Source organism: Klebsiella oxytoca NBRC 105695 (genome assembly GCF_001598695.1).
GTDB lineage: Bacteria > Pseudomonadota > Gammaproteobacteria > Enterobacterales > Enterobacteriaceae > Klebsiella > Klebsiella oxytoca.
The window spans coordinates 135,274-150,098 of the sequence record NZ_BCZK01000003.1 but is presented as its reverse complement, the minus strand read 5'-3'; the positions used below and the strand labels follow the sequence as shown (position 1 = coordinate 150,098).

Here is a 14,825-nt window from a genome sequence, read left to right as displayed (position 1 = left end):
GTTTATGAAATTAACCGTATTAGGCGGGGGCGGCGTTCGCTCTGCGTTCCTGGCAAAATCTCTGGCATATAACGCGCACCGCATTGGTTTAACGGAAGTTGTATTTCTCGACAGCTCCGCTGAGAATCTGGCAATTTTTGGCGAAATCGCCCGCTATGTGTTTAATACGATTCGCCCGGATATTCACTTCAGCGTAACCAGCGACCCGGTGCCGGCACTCAAAAATAGCCACTATGTCATCACCACCCTGCGGGTAGGCGGCGATGAGAGTCGCATTCGCGACGAGCGTATCGCCCTGCAGCACAACACCCTGGGCCAGGAGACCACCGGCGCTGGCGGTTTCGCCATGGCGATGCGTTCCATTCCGGCGATTCTTCACTACTGCCGCCTGATTGAAGAGCACGCCGCCGGAGACGCTATTCTTTTTAACTTCACCAACCCGTCAGGGCTGGTCACCGAGGCGATTATCAAATCCGGCTTTAAGCGCCGGGTGTACGGCATCTGCGACGCGCCGTCGGAGCTGATTCGCGAGCTGCCGGCAATCCTCGGCTGCGACGAGCGCGATCTCGGCGTTGAGTGCTACGGGTTGAACCACTTCTCCTGGTTTACCCACTTCACCGTAAGCGGCGAGGATGTCACCGAGCGCCTGATTACCAGTCCTGAGCTGTATCGTAAGACGGCGATGCAGTATTTTTCGCCGGAGCTGGTTCAGCTATGCGATAAGCAACTGCTTAATGAATATCTTTACTACTACTACTATCGAGAAGTGGCTTTAAAAGCGATTCAGAACGCAGCGGAAACCCGCGGCGAGCAGATTGCCCGTATCAATCACGATATGCGCGAAGAGCTGCGGACCGTGGATGTGAAAGCCAACCCGGAAGCGGCGTTTACCATCTGGATGAAGCACTATCTGCGCCGGGAAAATAGCTATATGCAGAACGAGTCGCAGCAGGAAAAATTCCATACCCGCGAGCCGTTAACCTTAAAGCAGTTTATCGAGGAGCCGGATACCGGCGGCTACGCAGGGGTGGCGCTGGATATTCTGGAGGCGGTCAACAGCACCACCACCAAGCGTATTGTGGTGTCGATGCCCAACAACGGCACGCTGGACTTCCTGCGCCAGGACGACGTGATTGAGATCAGCTGCGATCTCAGTAAAGAGGGCCTGAAGCCGGTGACGCCGAAACATGTGCCGACAGCGCAGAAAAACATGATCGCCAGCGTGAAGGAGTATGAGCGGCTGGCGGTGGCGGCGATTCTGCAGCGGGATAAGTCACTGGCGGTACGGGCGCTGATGGCGCATCCGCTGGTCGGCTCTTATTCGCTGGCAAAAGCGCTTGTTGAAGCTTATCTCGATGATAAGCAGTTCGCCGACTGGCAATAATCCCACCCTCGCGCCACCGCACTCCTCCCGGTGGCGCTGCGCTGACCGGGCTACGGGTTCACCACCGCCTGCGGGGCGGTAGCCCGGACAGGCGCCTCAGGCGCCGCCTCCGGGGATCCCCGTGTGTGTAAACCACATCTTCAGCAGCCGCTCAAACCCGAGTATGCAGTAGCCAAAAAACGGGTTGCTCCAGTAAATATCATCATCGAATTTCTGCGGATCGTGAATAATAAACGCCGTATCCGCCGCCTGCGCCAGCGGGCTTTGATAATCGCCGGTGAAGCAGACCAGATTAATCTTCTTCCCTTCCAGCGCCTTCACCCAGTTCAGCGCCGAACTGCTACGCCCGGATTTGGAAATAATCCAGATCGAATCAAATTTGGCGGCGTTCTTCTGCTCAAGAATTTCGTAATCCGGCCACAGCGCCAGGCTGGCGTTTACCCCGGTCACCAAAAATTTATTGTAAATATACTGGGCGATCAGCTGCGAAAAGCCGCTGCCGTGAATCAAAATGCGATGATGTTGCAGGCTTTCCAGTAGAGGAGTTATCCGCTCTATCGGCTGAATGCTCATGTAGTCGATATCGTTGGTGACATCGAGTTTCGGCATGGTGATATTGAATTTAATAAAATAGACCAGCTCCAGCCAGCCGCTGAATTTCAGTTTCTTCGCCAGCCGCACTAGCGAGGAAGGGTTGCTATAACAGTGTTCCGCGACGGCGCGGATGCCCTCGCGTACGCATTGCTCAGGGTCATTCTGAATAAAACGCAGCACGGTCATTTCGGTTTTGCTTAGCTTAACGTCACGAAAGATGTTTTCTAAATCCATTCCGGGCTCCTCTCAGCGGTAAACTACGCTATCACCTGACGGCGCGAGTGTCTGTGGGGTGAATCACCAGAATGAAATGAACGTTACTTTTTCAGAAGAAATGGAATAAAAAAACCTCTCCGCAAACGAAGAGGGCATAGCCTGTAGCCCCGGTAAGCGTCGCGCCACCGGGGAGGATAACCTGAAGCTACATTGCGCCTGTATCCCGGAGGCGGCGCCTGCCGCGCCTTGTCCGTGCTACCTGGCCCACAGGATCCGTAGCCCGGCTAAGCGCAGCGCGAGCCGGGGAGCAGCAGCGCAGATGCATCAGGTTCGGCACATTCCCCGGAGGCGGCGCCTGTCGCGCCTTGTCCGGGCTACGGGTCCGCAGATGGCTGTGAACCCATGCTTCAGGAAGCAAAAACTTACAGCGTGATGGTCAACGCATTGCCCTGCGCGGTCACCACCACGCCCAGCTCACTGCCTGCCTGAACACCGCCCTGCACGCTCGCTACCTGCTGGATATTGCGCAGGCACAGCGTCCAGCCGCTGGCCTCACCGTCACCGCTGACGGTAATGACATTGCCCTGGCGTTTCGCCTTCAGGGTAAAGACCACCGACCCGTCCGCTGCCGGCACCTGGCTGACCGCTTCGCGCCCATCTTCGAGATTAAACAGCTGGAAGGCGGTGCCTTCATTCCACGCGTAGTCCGGTTTCTGGTCATTGTTGCCCAACGCCAGCAGGGTGTTGTCACGCACGTACACCGGTAGGCTCAGCACATCATGATTCTGCTTATGCCAGCGGCTGCCCTGCGCTTCATCGTTGTGCCACAGATGGGTCCAGCGGCCTTCCGGCAGCCAAAACTGGACGTCGCCCGCTTCGCTAAACACCGGCGCCACCAGCACCGAATCCCCCAGCATGTACTGCCGGTCCAGATAGTCGCAGGCCGGGTCGTGCGGGAACTCCAGCATCATCGAACGCAGCATCGGCGTACCGAACTCGTTGGCCAGCGCCGCCTGACGGTACAGATACGGCATCATGCGGCATTTCAGCTGCGTGAAGTGGCGCACCACGTCGCAGGACTCGTCATCGTAGGCCCATGGCACACGATAGGATTTGCTGCCGTGCAGACGGCTGTGGCTCGACAGCAGGCCGAAGGCGCACCAGCGCTTGTAGACGTGGGCGGGCGCGGTGTTTTCGAAGCCGCCGATATCGTGGCTCCAGAACCCAAAACCGGACATGCCGATCGACAGGCCGCCGCGCAGGCTTTCCGCCATCGATTCATAGTTGGCGTAGCAGTCGCCGCCCCAGTGCACCGGGAACTGTTGCGCGCCCACCGAGGCGGAACGAGCGAACAGCACCGCTTCTTTCTCGCCAACGGTCTCTTTCAGCACGTTCCACACCAGCTCGTTATAGATGAAGGCGTAGTGGTTGTGCATTTTCTGCGGATCGGAACCATCAAACCACTGCACGTCGGTCGGAATACGCTCGCCGAAGTCGGTTTTGAAGCAGTCTACGCCCATCGCCACCAGGCCTTTCAGCTTGTCGGCATACCACTGGCAGGCTTGCGGATTGGTGAAATCATAAATCGCCAGGCCCGGCTGCCATTTATCCCACTGCCACAATGAACCATCCGGACGTTTCAACAGATAGCCTTTCTCCTGGAGCTCTTTAAACACCGGTGAACGCTGGCCGATATACGGGTTGATCCACACGCAGACCTTCAGTCCTTTCTCTTTCAGGCGTTTAATCATCCCTTCCGGGTCAGGGAAGGTCACCGGATCCCACTCAAAATCGCACCACTGGAAGGCTTTCATCCAGAAACAGTCGAAATGGAACACGTGCAACGGCAGGTTGCGCTCTGCCATACCGTCAATAAAGCTGTTAACCGTCGCTTCATCGTAGTTGGTGGTAAACGAGGTGGTCAGCCACAGGCCGAAGGACCAGGCTGGCGGCAGCGCTGGACGCCCGGTAAACCGGGTATAGCGGTTCAGCACCTCTTTCGGAGTCGGGCCGTCGATGACGAAGTACTCCAGGTATTCCCCTTCGACGCTGAACTGCACCTTCGAGACTTTTTCGGAGCCGATTTCGAAAGAGACGCGCTCAGGATGATTCACCAGCACGCCGTAGCCGCGGTTAGTCAGGTAGAACGGGATATTTTTATACGACTGTTCGGTACTGGTGCCGCCGTCTTCGTTCCAGGTTTCGACCGTCTGGCCGTTACGCACCAGCGCGGTAAAGCGCTCGCCGAGGCCATAAACGGTGTCGCCGACGCCGAGATCCAGACGCTCGAACATATAGTTGCGATTCGTTTTGGTATCCTGCACGTAGCCGTCATTTTTCAGCTGGCTACCGGTAATACGCACGCCGTCACGCAGAAAATCCAGCGACCAGAAATCGCCTTTCGTGACGCGTGCGGTCAAATTGCCGCTTTTCAGCTCGGCATATTCAGCGCCATTATTAATCTCCACGTTCACGTCTTTCAGCACGGTCAGCGGGTAATGCGGGCCGTTGTTCAACGCGCCCTGGAAGTGCTCCATGCGTACGCCGATCACTCCTTCCTGTGGGGAGAAGAAGCGCACGGTAAAGAGCGGAACGTCCAGTTGGGCGGCGCGTTCGCGAACTTCGCGAGACGCCACATAGACGACCATCTCGTTACCTTCCTGCTCAACCTCATAGACCTGCACGGGTTGGATCAGATTGAGCCCTGGTTGAATAAGCCAGTTTCCATCACTGATTTTCATGAATAGCTTCCTCTTAGTTTTGCAATTCTTTGCCTGTCGGCGCTGAAGTGAAGTCGTGTTCGTTGCGGCGCGCGCCCTGAGCCAGTTCCGCCATCATCTTTTTCAGGAACGGCGTTTTCAGGGTGTAGTAGCGTTTCGCGATAACCGCGCTCAGCAGGTAGCAGACCGCCGGAGCAAGGGTGAACAATGAGATGATGATGGTGATAGTGGCGCTGTTCTGGGTTTTGGCCGCGGCATCGTAACCGCCGCCCGCCAGCATCCAGCCAATCAGCGCGCCGCCCAGCGCCAGGCCCAGCTTGAGCACGAACAGGGTGCCCGCAAAGCTGATGCCGGTCAGGCGTTTGCCGTTACACCATTCGCCGTAGTCGACGGTGTCGGACATCATCACCCACTGAATCGGCGTCACCAGCTGATGCAGCACGCCAATTACGAAGATAAAGGCGAACATGGTGATTTCGGCGTCCATCGGCACGAAGAACATCGCCACGCTCAGCGCCGCCAGCAGAGCATTGGTCCACCAGAAAACGCTGACTTTGCATTTCCAGTCGGTAAGCGGCTTCGCCAGCGCCGAGCCAATCAGGTTGCCGACGCAGTAGGTGGTGAGGAAGGCGGTGAACAGACCCGCGGATCCCATAATCCAGGTGGTGTAGTACATCATCGCGCCGCCGCGAACGCAGACCGCGAGAATATTGAGAATGGTCAGCAGGCCAACCACTCGCCACTGATCGTTGCGCCAGATATCACGCAGGTCTTCCCGCATCGAGGTAGAGCTCGGCGGCGCTTCGACGCGCTCTTTGGTAGTGAAGAAGCAAAACGCCAGCATCAGGAACGCGATCACCGAGAGCACCGCGATGCCGCCCTGGAAACCAAACGCTTTATCTTCGCCGCCGATAAAGTTCACCAACGGCATCATCAGGACGGTGGAGAGCATGCCGCCCGCCGTCGCCAGCACAAAGCGCCAGGACTGCAGGGAGATGCGCTGCGTCGGATTGTCGGTAATGACTCCGCCCAGCGCGCAGTAGGGGATGTTGACCACGGTGTAGAGCAGGGTCAGCAGCGTGTAGGTGACCGCGGCGTATATCAGCTTGCCGTTATGACTCAGGTCCGGCGAGCTGTAGGCCAGTACGCACACGAGACCGAACGGAATCGCTCCAAACAGTATCCACGGGCGGAATTTTCCCCATCGGCTACGGGTACGGTCGGCCAGCAGCCCCATGCAAGGGTCGGATATCGCGTCCAGCGCGCGGGCCAGCAGGAACATGGTACCGACATAGCCGGCAGGGATACCAAAGATATCGGTATAGAAAAACATCATATACAACATGACGTTATCGAAAATGATGTGGCTAGCGGCGTCGCCCATGCCGTAGCCAATCTTCTCTTTGACGGACAAAATATGATCTTTCATCGCACACTCTTCTCTCAGCGCTACCGCGGGTTGGTACCGGTTACATGCTTTGTAAACCATCCGCGCTGTAAGATGAATTGCGATATCTCATAATCAAATTACGTTTCTTGTTTTATGTGATCCCGGTAGCCTGAAAGAGTGTGTAAAAGTGTAAGCCACGGATTTTGCAAGGGAATGTTTCAGAAGGTTCTGTAAAGTCCAGTTTTCGCAGTAAAAAAGTGCGTTGGGGGATGTGGTTAATGCAGGAAAGTAGCTATAATGCGCCCGCCTCCATGTAGCAATCGAGGCGCGGAAGATCGTCATCTCCGGTGAGGTGGCTGGACTTCAAATCCAGTTGGGGCCGCCAGCGGTCCCGGGCAGGTTCAACTCCTGTGATCTTCCGCCAGTTCAATCATTTTTATCCATGTGAACTTATCCAGAAAATCAGCCTTTCGGTTCAATGCCTTTCGCTTTTAGCGCGCTTCTCGCCAGTTCTTTAAACCAGCTCGCGAGACTCACCCCCTCTTCCGCCGCCACGGCATCCAGTTGTTCCTTTAAAAGCGTCAACAACACGCTTCATCTCGTCTGACGGCCGGACATGTTCACCTTCTGGATAGCCGCTCCCAAATGACGCCGGGTTAATCGCCCGTCTAATGAAATTTATGCTCTTCTGACATGCTATGCGAACCAAAGTAGGTTAATCCGGAGGTTATATGGCAAATGAACACTTAACGTCGTCCCTCATAGATAACTTAAATGTAAACATGCCCCCTGCAAAACAGGTTTAAGACTCACCAGACGGCTGAGTTGTTTGGTTATCTCGAACAACTCAAGCTTGTAGTCGTTTAAATAGCATACTGATAATGCGCTAATTCCTTTACCGTCATCGGTAAACCCTGCTTTAGCAGCATTTCAAGAAATTCATCGACCGCCATAGATGGATGTTTTAGAGACAGTCGCTGCCGCCTGACGGCTTCAAGCGTCAGAGCATGATTAAGATCGAAGAGATCGGAAATAAACGCATCAGGGTGAAGCGTTTCTATTTCATATGGACCCAGAAGTTCTGGCGGAAAGTCCTTATGGTTAAGCGTTACAATAATTTCAGCTTTCGCTCTTATCGCTGCGGCAAGAACATGTCTGTCGTTGGGATCCGGCAGATGCAGATTACTTATTAATCCCTTATATCCCGTAACATTGGCATCTGGTAAGGCGGAATTCATCATTTTGACAGTACGCTGAAGCGTCTCTGGCAGAATGTCAGGCCGATTAGCAACCAAGTTTCTGCACCATTCATCCTGAATGCAGCGGCTCCATTTTGGTTGATACAGCCCGGCAATCCCCAGGTGCATCAGCAAATCTCTGAGTCGTGCCGGATATAACACACAGGCATCTAAAATCACCGGATAAGGTGAATGTCACATTAATACATCCCTAAGTCCTGCGCCTGATCGGCCAATGATTGCATCGCGTCCAGGCTCTCCTGTTCCCTGCGTTTCTTATACTCCATAAGATCGGCAAACAACACTCTGCGATGACGCCCCGTTTTATGAAATGGGAGCTTCCTCGCTTCCAGGAGCTTAACCATATGCGGACGAGAGACATTGAGTATATTTGCCGCCTCCTGGGTTGTGAGTTCCGCATGTACGGGAACGATTTGTACCGCATTTCCGCTAGCCAACTCCCCCAATATCTCCATCAGCAATGTCAGCGCACTTGTAGGTAGCTCTATGGTATGAGCTTTATCATCCTCTCCTACAATGGCAATACGCTGTGTTTCCAGCCTGGTGGAAAGATACGCCGCAAGCTCACGCTGTCCGCGCTGCGCAAGTTCGCTCTCCTGGCGATCGGGAAGGTTGAGATGAGTCAGTGTAGTCATATGATTGCCTCCTGTGAGTCATACAGGCGAGTATATTCGAAATATTCGAAACTCTCAATATTCGAAATAAACGAAAATAAGCCTGCCGATTTCAGATCCCATCTCCCCAGCCAATCATTTCCATCCAATGTTTGCGTTATTCCCTTCACCTTTAAATCCTTACACTAACGGGATAACGTGGCTTAAAAAGGAGACCAATGATGACACCCGAACTCAAACACAGCTTCTCTATCACCATTCAGGTCGACAAACCGGTCATCGTCTCCCGCAGCCCGCAGAGCGGGAAACGTCAGCTGATCCCTATCCTCAGCGGAATCGTACGCGGTGAGCTCAACGGACACGTCTTACCCGGCGGCGTCGACAGCCAGATCATCGAGCCTGACGGCACCTGCCGCCTCTCCGCGCGCTATGCCTTACACGTGGAAGGAGGCACGGTATATATTGAAAACAACGGCATTCGACGCCTACCCGAAGAGTATAAAGAACGTCTTTTTGGCGACGATATGCGCTTTTTTAGCGATATACCGCCGGAAGCGATCTATTTTCGTACCGTACCGACTTTCGAAGTGGATGCGCCGGCGCTGCGCTGGCTCACCACCTCGCTGTTTATCTGTTCCGGCGGCCGCTCCCAGGACGGCGTAACGCTCGATTTTTATCGCGTCCGCTGATTTTCACTTTTTCAATATAACTGTTATCGCCGCCGGGCCATTTTTCCCCCACGTGCCGCGGTCTATCCTCAATACATTCAAACGATGAACCTCATTCAAAACCGGAGAGTGTATGAAAGCGATCGCCATTACTCGCGCAGCGACCGAAGGCAGCAACATTCCTTTTTTAACCGACATCGAGCTGCCGCAGCCGGTTGCCGAGGGGCATGATCTGCTGGTTGAAGTGAAGGCCATTTCCGTCAACCCGGTGGATACCAAAGTCCGCGCCGGCTTTAACGCCGATACCCCGCGCGTGCTGGGCTGGGACGCGGTTGGCGTAGTTAAAGCCGTCGGCAGCGCGGTAACCCTGTTCGCCGCGGGCGATGAAGTGTGGTACGCCGGCGCGCTGGGCCGTCCGGGCAGCAACAGCGAGTTTCAGTTAGTGGACGAACGCATCGTCGCCCGCAAACCGCGTTCGTTGGATAACGCCGCCGCCGCCGCGCTGCCGCTCACCGCCATCACCGCATGGGAGCTACTGTTCCACCGCCTTGGCGTAGAGGAAGGCGGCAACGCGGGCGACACGCTGCTGATCGTCGGCGCGGCGGGCGGCGTCGGTTCGATACTGACCCAGCTCGCCAGCAAGCTCACCGGTATGACGGTCATCGGTACCGCCTCGCGTCCGGAAAGCCAGAAATGGGTACGGGAAGCGGGCGCGCATCATGTTATCGATCACAGCAAACCGCTTGCTGAAGAGCTGGCGCGGATTGGCGTCAAAGCGGTAACCCACGTCGCCAGCCTGACCAATACCGACCAGCACTATCCGCAGCTGATCGCCGCTCTCGCACCGCAGGGCAAGCTGGCGCTAATCGACGATCCGCAAACCCTCGACGTGGTGCCGCTGAAGGCGAAAAGCATCTCCCTGCACTGGGAATTTATGTTTACCCGCTCGATGTTCGAAACGCCGGACATGATCGCCCAGCATCAGCTGCTGACCCGCGTGGCGGCTCTGATTGACGACAACACCATTAAGACCACCCTCGGCGAGCACTACGGCGCCATCACCGCCGCCAATCTGCAAAAAGCGCACGCGCAGCTGGAAACCGGGCGCTCGGTGGGCAAAATCGTGCTGGAGGGTTTTTAAGATGAGCGGCGAGGCGATTTCATTTATCGCGGTGCTGACGGCGAAACCGGGCCACAGCGACGCGCTGCGCCAGGCCCTGCGGGCGCTCCTGTTGCCCACGCGTCAGGAGCCGGGCAATCTTGATTACGCCCTGTTTCAGCTGCGCGATGCGCCGGATACGTTCTATATGCGCGAATCCTGGCGCAATCAGGAGGCTCTGGACGCGCATATCGCCCTGCCGCACTTCCAGGCTTTTATTGCGCAGATGGATAGCCTGCTTGCCGGGCCGCTGCGGCTGGATTATCTGACGCCCGTCGCGCCCTGATATTTTCTGCACTCCGTTTGCGGGGGTGAGCCCATCTTTAACCCTTTGAGCTCTCCCCCTCCCATCGCGCCTCAACCAGGCTACGCTTGATCCTGCCGCTCAAAAAACGCTCTCCCCCTCCGTTTTATTCAACGCCATTATCATTATGTAGAAGAGGTTTTGCTATGCAAATCAACGCTATTGGAACGAATTCGGCCAGCCAGCCGTTGGGATCTATGGCCATCACCCGCCGCGAGCCGGGGCCGGACGATGTGCAGATCGCCATTGATTATTGCGGCGTCTGCCACTCGGATGTGCACCAGGCGCGCTCCGAGTGGGCAGGGACGCTCTATCCCTGCGTGCCGGGTCATGAAATCGTCGGCCGGGTGACCGCCGTGGGCAGCCGCGTCTCCGGTCACGCCGTTGGCGATTTGGTGGGCGTCGGCTGTATGGTCGATAGCTGTAAAGAGTGCGAGGAGTGCCGGGACGGGCTGGAAAACTACTGTGATCATATGGTGCTCACCTATAACGGCCCGACGCAGGATGCGCCCGGCCACACGCTCGGCGGTTACTCCCAGCAGATCGTTGTTCATCAGCGCTACGTGCTGCGCATATCCCATCCCAAAGAACAGCTGGCCGCCGTCGCGCCGCTGCTGTGCGCGGGTATCACGACCTACTCGCCGCTTCGCCACTGGAACGTTGGGCCGGGCAAAAAAGTCGGCATCGTAGGCATCGGCGGGCTGGGGCATATGGGCATCAAGCTGGCCCACGCCATGGGGGCCCACGTGGTGGCCTTTACTACCTCGGAATCCAAGCGTGACGCGGCGCGAGAGCTGGGCGCGGACGAAGTGGTGGTCTCGCGCAACGAAAACGAAATGGCCGCCCATCTGAAAAGCTTCGACTTTATACTTAACACCGTGGCGGCGCCGCATAACCTCGATGCCTTCACCACGCTGCTCAAACGCGACGGCACCATGACGCTGGTGGGCGCGCCCGCCACGCCGCATCCCTCGCCGGAAGTGTTTAATCTGATCTTCCGCCGCCGGTCAATTGCCGGATCGATGATCGGCGGCATCCCGGAAACTCAGGAGATGCTCGATTTCTGCGCCGAGCACGGCATCGTCGCCGATATTGAGCTGATTCGCGGCGACCAGATTAACGAGGCCTGGGAGCGGATGATTAAAGGCGACGTGAAATACCGTTTCGTCATCGACAGCGCCACCCTCGGCGGCTAAGCCCCGCGACGAAAGGTGCGCCGCCACTCCACCGGGCTGACGCCAAAGCGCGCTTTAAACTGCTGACGCCAGGTTACGGCGGAGCGATAGCCCACTTCCTCCGCCACCTGCCCGACGGGTAAATCCCCGGCCTCCAGCAGGATCTGGCTGCGCCGCAGGCGCTCGGCGGCCAGCCAGTCGGCAATGCCCATACCGGTCGCTTTGGCGAAATGGCGGGTCAGGGTACGGCGGCTCATCGCCGCCACCTGCGCCAGCGAATCGAGATTATGCGATTCGCGGATATGCTGCTGAAGATACTCAAGCAGGCCGTTTATCCGCGCGTCGCGGGTGTTTTTCGGTACCGGCTGAGCGATAAACTGCGCCTGTCCTCCCTCCCGGTGCGGCGGGACGATCATCCGCCGGGCGATCTGATTGGCGGCAAGGCTGCCGAAGCGCTGGCGAATGAGATACAGGCAGCAGTCGAGCGCCGCCGCGGTGCCCGCCGAGGTGATGATCCCCTCATCGTCAACGTACAGCGCGTTGATATCCAGCCGCACCTGCGGAAACAGGTGCTGAAAATCCTGCTCGAACTCCCAGTGGGTCGCCGCACGCCTGCCATCCAGCAGCCCGGCGTAGCCGAGCACAAACGCCCCGAGACACAGGCCGACGATCTGCGCACCGTTGTTACGCGCGCGAACCAGGCCGTCAAGCAGCGGCTGCGGTGGACGCTGATTCACCGCCCCCCAGTAAGGCACCACCACAATATCCGCCTGCTCCAGAGTGGAAAAATCGCCGCTGGCGTTCAGCGCAAAGCCGTCGCGAGCGTTCAGCAGCCCGGGGTGTTCGGCGCAAATATGCAGGTTAAAGCGTTTGGTTTCCGAGACCGTATCGCCAAACAGCATACAGGGCACCGAGTAGTGAAACGGACTAAACCCGTCCACCGCCACAATCGCCACTTCCGTCAGTTTCATCGCCCGCTCCGCTTCTAAAAGACCATACTTTCCCCATCCTGCGGGATGCTGACCGCCCCGGCAATCTGATTGTCAGCCACGTACTGGCGCAGCTCATCGCGGCTCAGCAGACAGTGGTTCACCGCTTCCATATGGCTGGCGACGATTTTGGCTTCCGGTAGGGTGAAGTGCGCCTTCAGCACATCCTCTTTGCCCATGATGATCGGCCCAAAACCGATGACGTGCGCATACCCGGCATTCAGCACCACCACCTCAGGGCGCAGCCTGAGCATGTCGGCTTCCACTTCATCGCGCCAGATAGAGTCCCCCACCAGCCACAGGGTTTTCTCCTGCGGATGGCGCAGCACCACGCCGCAGGCTTCGCCCAGGCGCTCGGCCATTGCCGGCACCGCATAGGTGCGGTCGCTGCCGTGCTGGCCCGAGGTGGTTTTTACCAGCGCAACGTCAGCAAACGCGCTGTCCTCAGAGAGCAGACGAATATCGCGAAAGCCCTGCCCGCGCAGTAGCTGTCCGTCGGCCTCATGCTGGACGTAAACCGGCAGGGTTTTGGGGATCGCGGCGATCGCCGCTTCGTCCCAGTGATCCTGATGGGTGTGGGTAACAATCACGGCATCCACGTCAACGATCGCTTCGATGGAAAAAGGCAGGTCCACCAGCGGGTTACGCAACTCGCTGCGCGCGGTACCGGCAAAGCCCGCCCAGGCGTCTTTGGCAGAAAGCATCGGGTCAATGAGAAACTTTTTACCCGCATAATCAATAAGCTGGGTGGCATTACGCACATGGGTGATTTTCATGATGTTCATTCCTCTTCGCGGTCATCTGCTGAACATCGTACGTCCCACAAGCCTGGCGCAATATGGGCGTTTGGGCAATGAACGATGAAATCGGGCCAATCTGCGACGGTTGCCATCGCCGCCCGGCTATGGTGTGCTGAAGGCTCATTTTTCAGAAACAGTGGCGACGATGAAGAAGAAACTCACCTCAGACGACCTGCATGATGCCGAAGTTCTGGCGCATTGTCCGTGGTTCAGTATGCGCAAGGTTGGGATTGATATGGCGCCCGGCGATCGGCGGGATTTTTACTCTATTCACTACCCGCACCCGGCGGTAGGGATTGTGGCGATGCAGGATGACAAAGTGCTGCTGATTCGCCACTACCGTTACCTGATCGATCGGGTGGTATGGGCAATTCCTTCCGGCGGCGTCGATGAAGGCGAAGACCCGCGCGAGGCGGCCCTGCGGGAACTGCGAGAAGAGACCGGCTGGCAGGCGCAGCACGCTGAAGAAATTATCCGCTATAACCCCTCCTACGGCAGCAGCGATCAGCTGTTTATTACCTGGCTGGCCCGCGATTTGGCCTGGGTGGGAATGGATGAAGATCAGGACGAAGTGATGGAAACGGGCTGGTTTACCCTCGAAGAGATAGGCCAGATGATCGCCCGCGGCGATATGCCGGACGGGCTATCGCTGGTGCCGCTGCTGCATCTGATGGCGCAGCGGCGTACCGGTTTAGCGTAGCGGCTTCAGCATTCGCCAGCGGAACCATAGCTGAGCGACGAGGATCAGCAGGCCGCCGATAATTTTCTGCAGCGGTAGCTGTTCGCCGTACCACAGCGCCGCGGCAATCACCGTCAGCAGCGGCTCCAGCACCATAATTATCGCCGCGCTGGCGACCGCCGCGTACTTCTGCCCCTTCATTTGCAGGCCGAAGCGCAGGCTGGTGGCGATAACGATACTGGCGAGAAGCCAGCCGAAGGTCGGCAGCGTAAACGGCTGATCCCAGCTTTCGACGGCGGCGGAGACCCCCAGTCCAACAATCCCGGTAATGCCGAGCTGCACGGTGGTCAGCGGGATTAGCGGCACCTCGCGGGCGCTTTTGCTGGTGTAGCAAAACCAGATCGACTGCACCAGCGCGGTCAGTAGAAACCAACCCTGGCTGGGGTGAAACGCAATCGGCATATGCAGACTGAGCAAGCCGAGACCGACAACCGCTATCGGCAGGCACTCCCAGTAGGCCCGCGCCGGCCTCGCCTTCATCATCACCCAGGCGGTAAGCGGCACGAACAGCATCGACAGGCTCATGATAAACGCCCCTTCTCCCAGCGACGGGGTCGTCGATACCGAGTAGATCCACAGGCACAGGTTTAAGGCAAACCACAGACCGCTGATTATGATGCGCGGCCAGTGCTCCCTGCCGACGCGAAAGCCGCGGCAGAAAGGCAGCAGCAGCAGCGCGGCGAAGAAAAAGCGCAGACCGAGGAAAGCGAAAACTGGCATACCGGCAATCGCTTCCCGGGAAAAAATCCATCCGCAGGCGGCGATAACCGTCGCGGCTATGAGCAGCAAATCAGCCTGGCGTTGCCGGGTCATC

General features: G+C 57.3%; 15 protein-coding genes and 1 tRNA gene. 7 read left to right on the top strand and 9 right to left on the bottom strand.

Translation table 11 applies throughout. The features are described 5' to 3' along the window. Positions 1-4: 4 nt before the first annotated feature. Positions 5-1,384: a family 4 glycosyl hydrolase gene (locus KO1_RS06570; RefSeq protein ID WP_004106983.1), complete on the top strand. Its 1,380-nt coding sequence runs from the start codon at positions 5-7 to the stop codon at positions 1,382-1,384. Positions 1,385-1,480: 96 nt separating this feature from the next. Here the strand turns inward: KO1_RS06570 and KO1_RS06565 are convergent, their stop codons facing one another. The 3 genes from KO1_RS06565 to KO1_RS06555 all read right to left on the bottom strand — a co-directional run bounded on the left by KO1_RS06565 (position 1,481) and on the right by KO1_RS06555 (position 6,343). Continuing rightward, positions 1,481-2,212 carry a MurR/RpiR family transcriptional regulator gene (locus KO1_RS06565; protein ID WP_032729145.1) on the bottom strand — a complete coding sequence of 244 codons (732 nt, stop codon included), beginning with the start codon at positions 2,210-2,212 and terminating at the stop codon, positions 1,481-1,483. A gap of 404 nt (positions 2,213-2,616) precedes the next feature. Continuing rightward, positions 2,617-4,935, bottom strand: a complete 2,319-nt coding sequence (gene yicI / locus KO1_RS06560; RefSeq protein WP_024274825.1) for an alpha-xylosidase — start codon at positions 4,933-4,935, stop codon at positions 2,617-2,619. Positions 4,936-4,948: 13 nt separating this feature from the next. Then, positions 4,949-6,343, bottom strand: coding sequence for a glycoside-pentoside-hexuronide family transporter (locus tag KO1_RS06555; RefSeq protein WP_004106990.1), 1,395 nt, complete (start codon positions 6,341-6,343; stop codon positions 4,949-4,951). Positions 6,344-6,633: 290 nt separating this feature from the next. Here KO1_RS06555 and KO1_RS06550 point away from each other — a divergent pair. Further along, positions 6,634-6,728: transfer RNA gene (locus KO1_RS06550), tRNA-Sec, on the top strand. A 38-nt stretch (positions 6,729-6,766) separates the two neighbouring features. On the opposite strand, the gene KO1_RS28835 is transcribed toward KO1_RS06550, so the two are convergent. The 3 genes from KO1_RS28835 to KO1_RS06540 form a co-directional block, all read right to left on the bottom strand. Then, the gene (locus KO1_RS28835) at positions 6,767-6,889 is read right to left on the bottom strand and encodes a hypothetical protein (RefSeq protein ID WP_094298907.1); all 123 of its coding nucleotides are present in this window, start codon (positions 6,887-6,889) and stop codon (positions 6,767-6,769) included. Positions 6,890-7,167: 278 nt separating this feature from the next. Then, positions 7,168-7,722, bottom strand: coding sequence for a PIN domain-containing protein (locus KO1_RS06545; protein ID WP_224227089.1), 555 nt, complete (start codon positions 7,720-7,722; stop codon positions 7,168-7,170). 20 nt (positions 7,723-7,742) lie between these two features. Beyond that, on the bottom strand, positions 7,743-8,198 hold the full coding sequence (locus tag KO1_RS06540) for a helix-turn-helix domain-containing protein (RefSeq protein ID WP_004106993.1): 456 nt from the start codon (positions 8,196-8,198) through the stop codon (positions 7,743-7,745). Positions 8,199-8,398: 200 nt separating this feature from the next. On the opposite strand from KO1_RS06540, the gene KO1_RS06535 reads away from it, so the two are divergent. From KO1_RS06535 to KO1_RS06520, 4 genes are all read left to right on the top strand, one after another. Further along, a complete protein-coding gene (locus tag KO1_RS06535; RefSeq protein ID WP_004106996.1) occupies positions 8,399-8,866 on the top strand; it encodes a DUF3237 domain-containing protein in 468 nt (155 codons plus the stop codon). Positions 8,867-8,978: 112 nt separating this feature from the next. Further along, positions 8,979-9,986, top strand: coding sequence for a zinc-binding alcohol dehydrogenase family protein (locus KO1_RS06530; RefSeq protein ID WP_024274827.1), 1,008 nt, complete (start codon positions 8,979-8,981; stop codon positions 9,984-9,986). Position 9,987: 1 nt separating this feature from the next. Continuing rightward, on the top strand, positions 9,988-10,290 hold the full coding sequence (locus KO1_RS06525) for a putative quinol monooxygenase (RefSeq protein WP_029779396.1): 303 nt from the start codon (positions 9,988-9,990) through the stop codon (positions 10,288-10,290). A gap of 164 nt (positions 10,291-10,454) precedes the next feature. Further along, positions 10,455-11,504: an NAD(P)-dependent alcohol dehydrogenase gene (locus tag KO1_RS06520; protein ID WP_004107002.1), complete on the top strand. Its 1,050-nt coding sequence runs from the start codon at positions 10,455-10,457 to the stop codon at positions 11,502-11,504. Here the strand turns inward: KO1_RS06520 and KO1_RS06515 are convergent. After that, complete coding sequence (locus KO1_RS06515; RefSeq protein ID WP_024274829.1) at positions 11,501-12,454, bottom strand: GlxA family transcriptional regulator; 954 nt, start codon at positions 12,452-12,454, stop codon at positions 11,501-11,503. The genes KO1_RS06520 and KO1_RS06515 overlap by 4 nt on opposite strands. A 14-nt stretch (positions 12,455-12,468) precedes the next feature. Continuing rightward, positions 12,469-13,248, bottom strand: a complete 780-nt coding sequence (locus KO1_RS06510; protein ID WP_024274830.1) for an MBL fold metallo-hydrolase — start codon at positions 13,246-13,248, stop codon at positions 12,469-12,471. Between the two features lie 169 nt (positions 13,249-13,417). On the opposite strand from KO1_RS06510, the gene KO1_RS06505 reads away from it, so the two are divergent. Continuing rightward, a complete protein-coding gene (locus tag KO1_RS06505) occupies positions 13,418-13,972 on the top strand; it encodes an NUDIX hydrolase (RefSeq protein ID WP_004116525.1) in 555 nt (184 codons plus the stop codon). Here KO1_RS06505 and KO1_RS06500 read toward each other — a convergent pair. After that, complete coding sequence (locus KO1_RS06500; RefSeq protein ID WP_004116528.1) at positions 13,964-14,824, bottom strand: DMT family transporter; 861 nt, start codon at positions 14,822-14,824, stop codon at positions 13,964-13,966. The two genes, KO1_RS06505 and KO1_RS06500, sit on opposite strands and share 9 nt — an antisense overlap. Position 14,825: the final 1 nt, after the last annotated feature.

Excerpts from the sequence above, each read along its gene's own strand:
- KO1_RS06570 (WP_004106983.1), top strand. The coding sequence starts at position 5 with ATGAAATTAACCGTATTAGGCGGGGGCGGCGTTCGCTCTGCGTTCCTG.
- KO1_RS06565 (WP_032729145.1), bottom strand. The coding sequence starts at position 2,212 with ATGGATTTAGAAAACATCTTTCGTGACGTTAAGCTAAGCAAAACCGAA.
- yicI (WP_024274825.1), bottom strand. The coding sequence starts at position 4,935 with ATGAAAATCAGTGATGGAAACTGGCTTATTCAACCAGGGCTCAATCTG.
- KO1_RS06555 (WP_004106990.1), bottom strand. The coding sequence starts at position 6,343 with ATGAAAGATCATATTTTGTCCGTCAAAGAGAAGATTGGCTACGGCATG.
- KO1_RS06540 (WP_004106993.1), bottom strand. The coding sequence starts at position 8,198 with ATGACTACACTGACTCATCTCAACCTTCCCGATCGCCAGGAGAGCGAA.
- KO1_RS06535 (WP_004106996.1), top strand. The coding sequence starts at position 8,399 with ATGACACCCGAACTCAAACACAGCTTCTCTATCACCATTCAGGTCGAC.
- KO1_RS06530 (WP_024274827.1), top strand. The coding sequence starts at position 8,979 with ATGAAAGCGATCGCCATTACTCGCGCAGCGACCGAAGGCAGCAACATT.
- KO1_RS06525 (WP_029779396.1), top strand. The coding sequence starts at position 9,988 with ATGAGCGGCGAGGCGATTTCATTTATCGCGGTGCTGACGGCGAAACCG.
- KO1_RS06520 (WP_004107002.1), top strand. The coding sequence starts at position 10,455 with ATGCAAATCAACGCTATTGGAACGAATTCGGCCAGCCAGCCGTTGGGA.
- KO1_RS06515 (WP_024274829.1), bottom strand. The coding sequence starts at position 12,454 with ATGAAACTGACGGAAGTGGCGATTGTGGCGGTGGACGGGTTTAGTCCG.
- KO1_RS06510 (WP_024274830.1), bottom strand. The coding sequence starts at position 13,248 with ATGAAAATCACCCATGTGCGTAATGCCACCCAGCTTATTGATTATGCG.
- KO1_RS06505 (WP_004116525.1), top strand. The coding sequence starts at position 13,418 with ATGAAGAAGAAACTCACCTCAGACGACCTGCATGATGCCGAAGTTCTG.
- KO1_RS06500 (WP_004116528.1), bottom strand. The coding sequence starts at position 14,824 with ATGACCCGGCAACGCCAGGCTGATTTGCTGCTCATAGCCGCGACGGTT.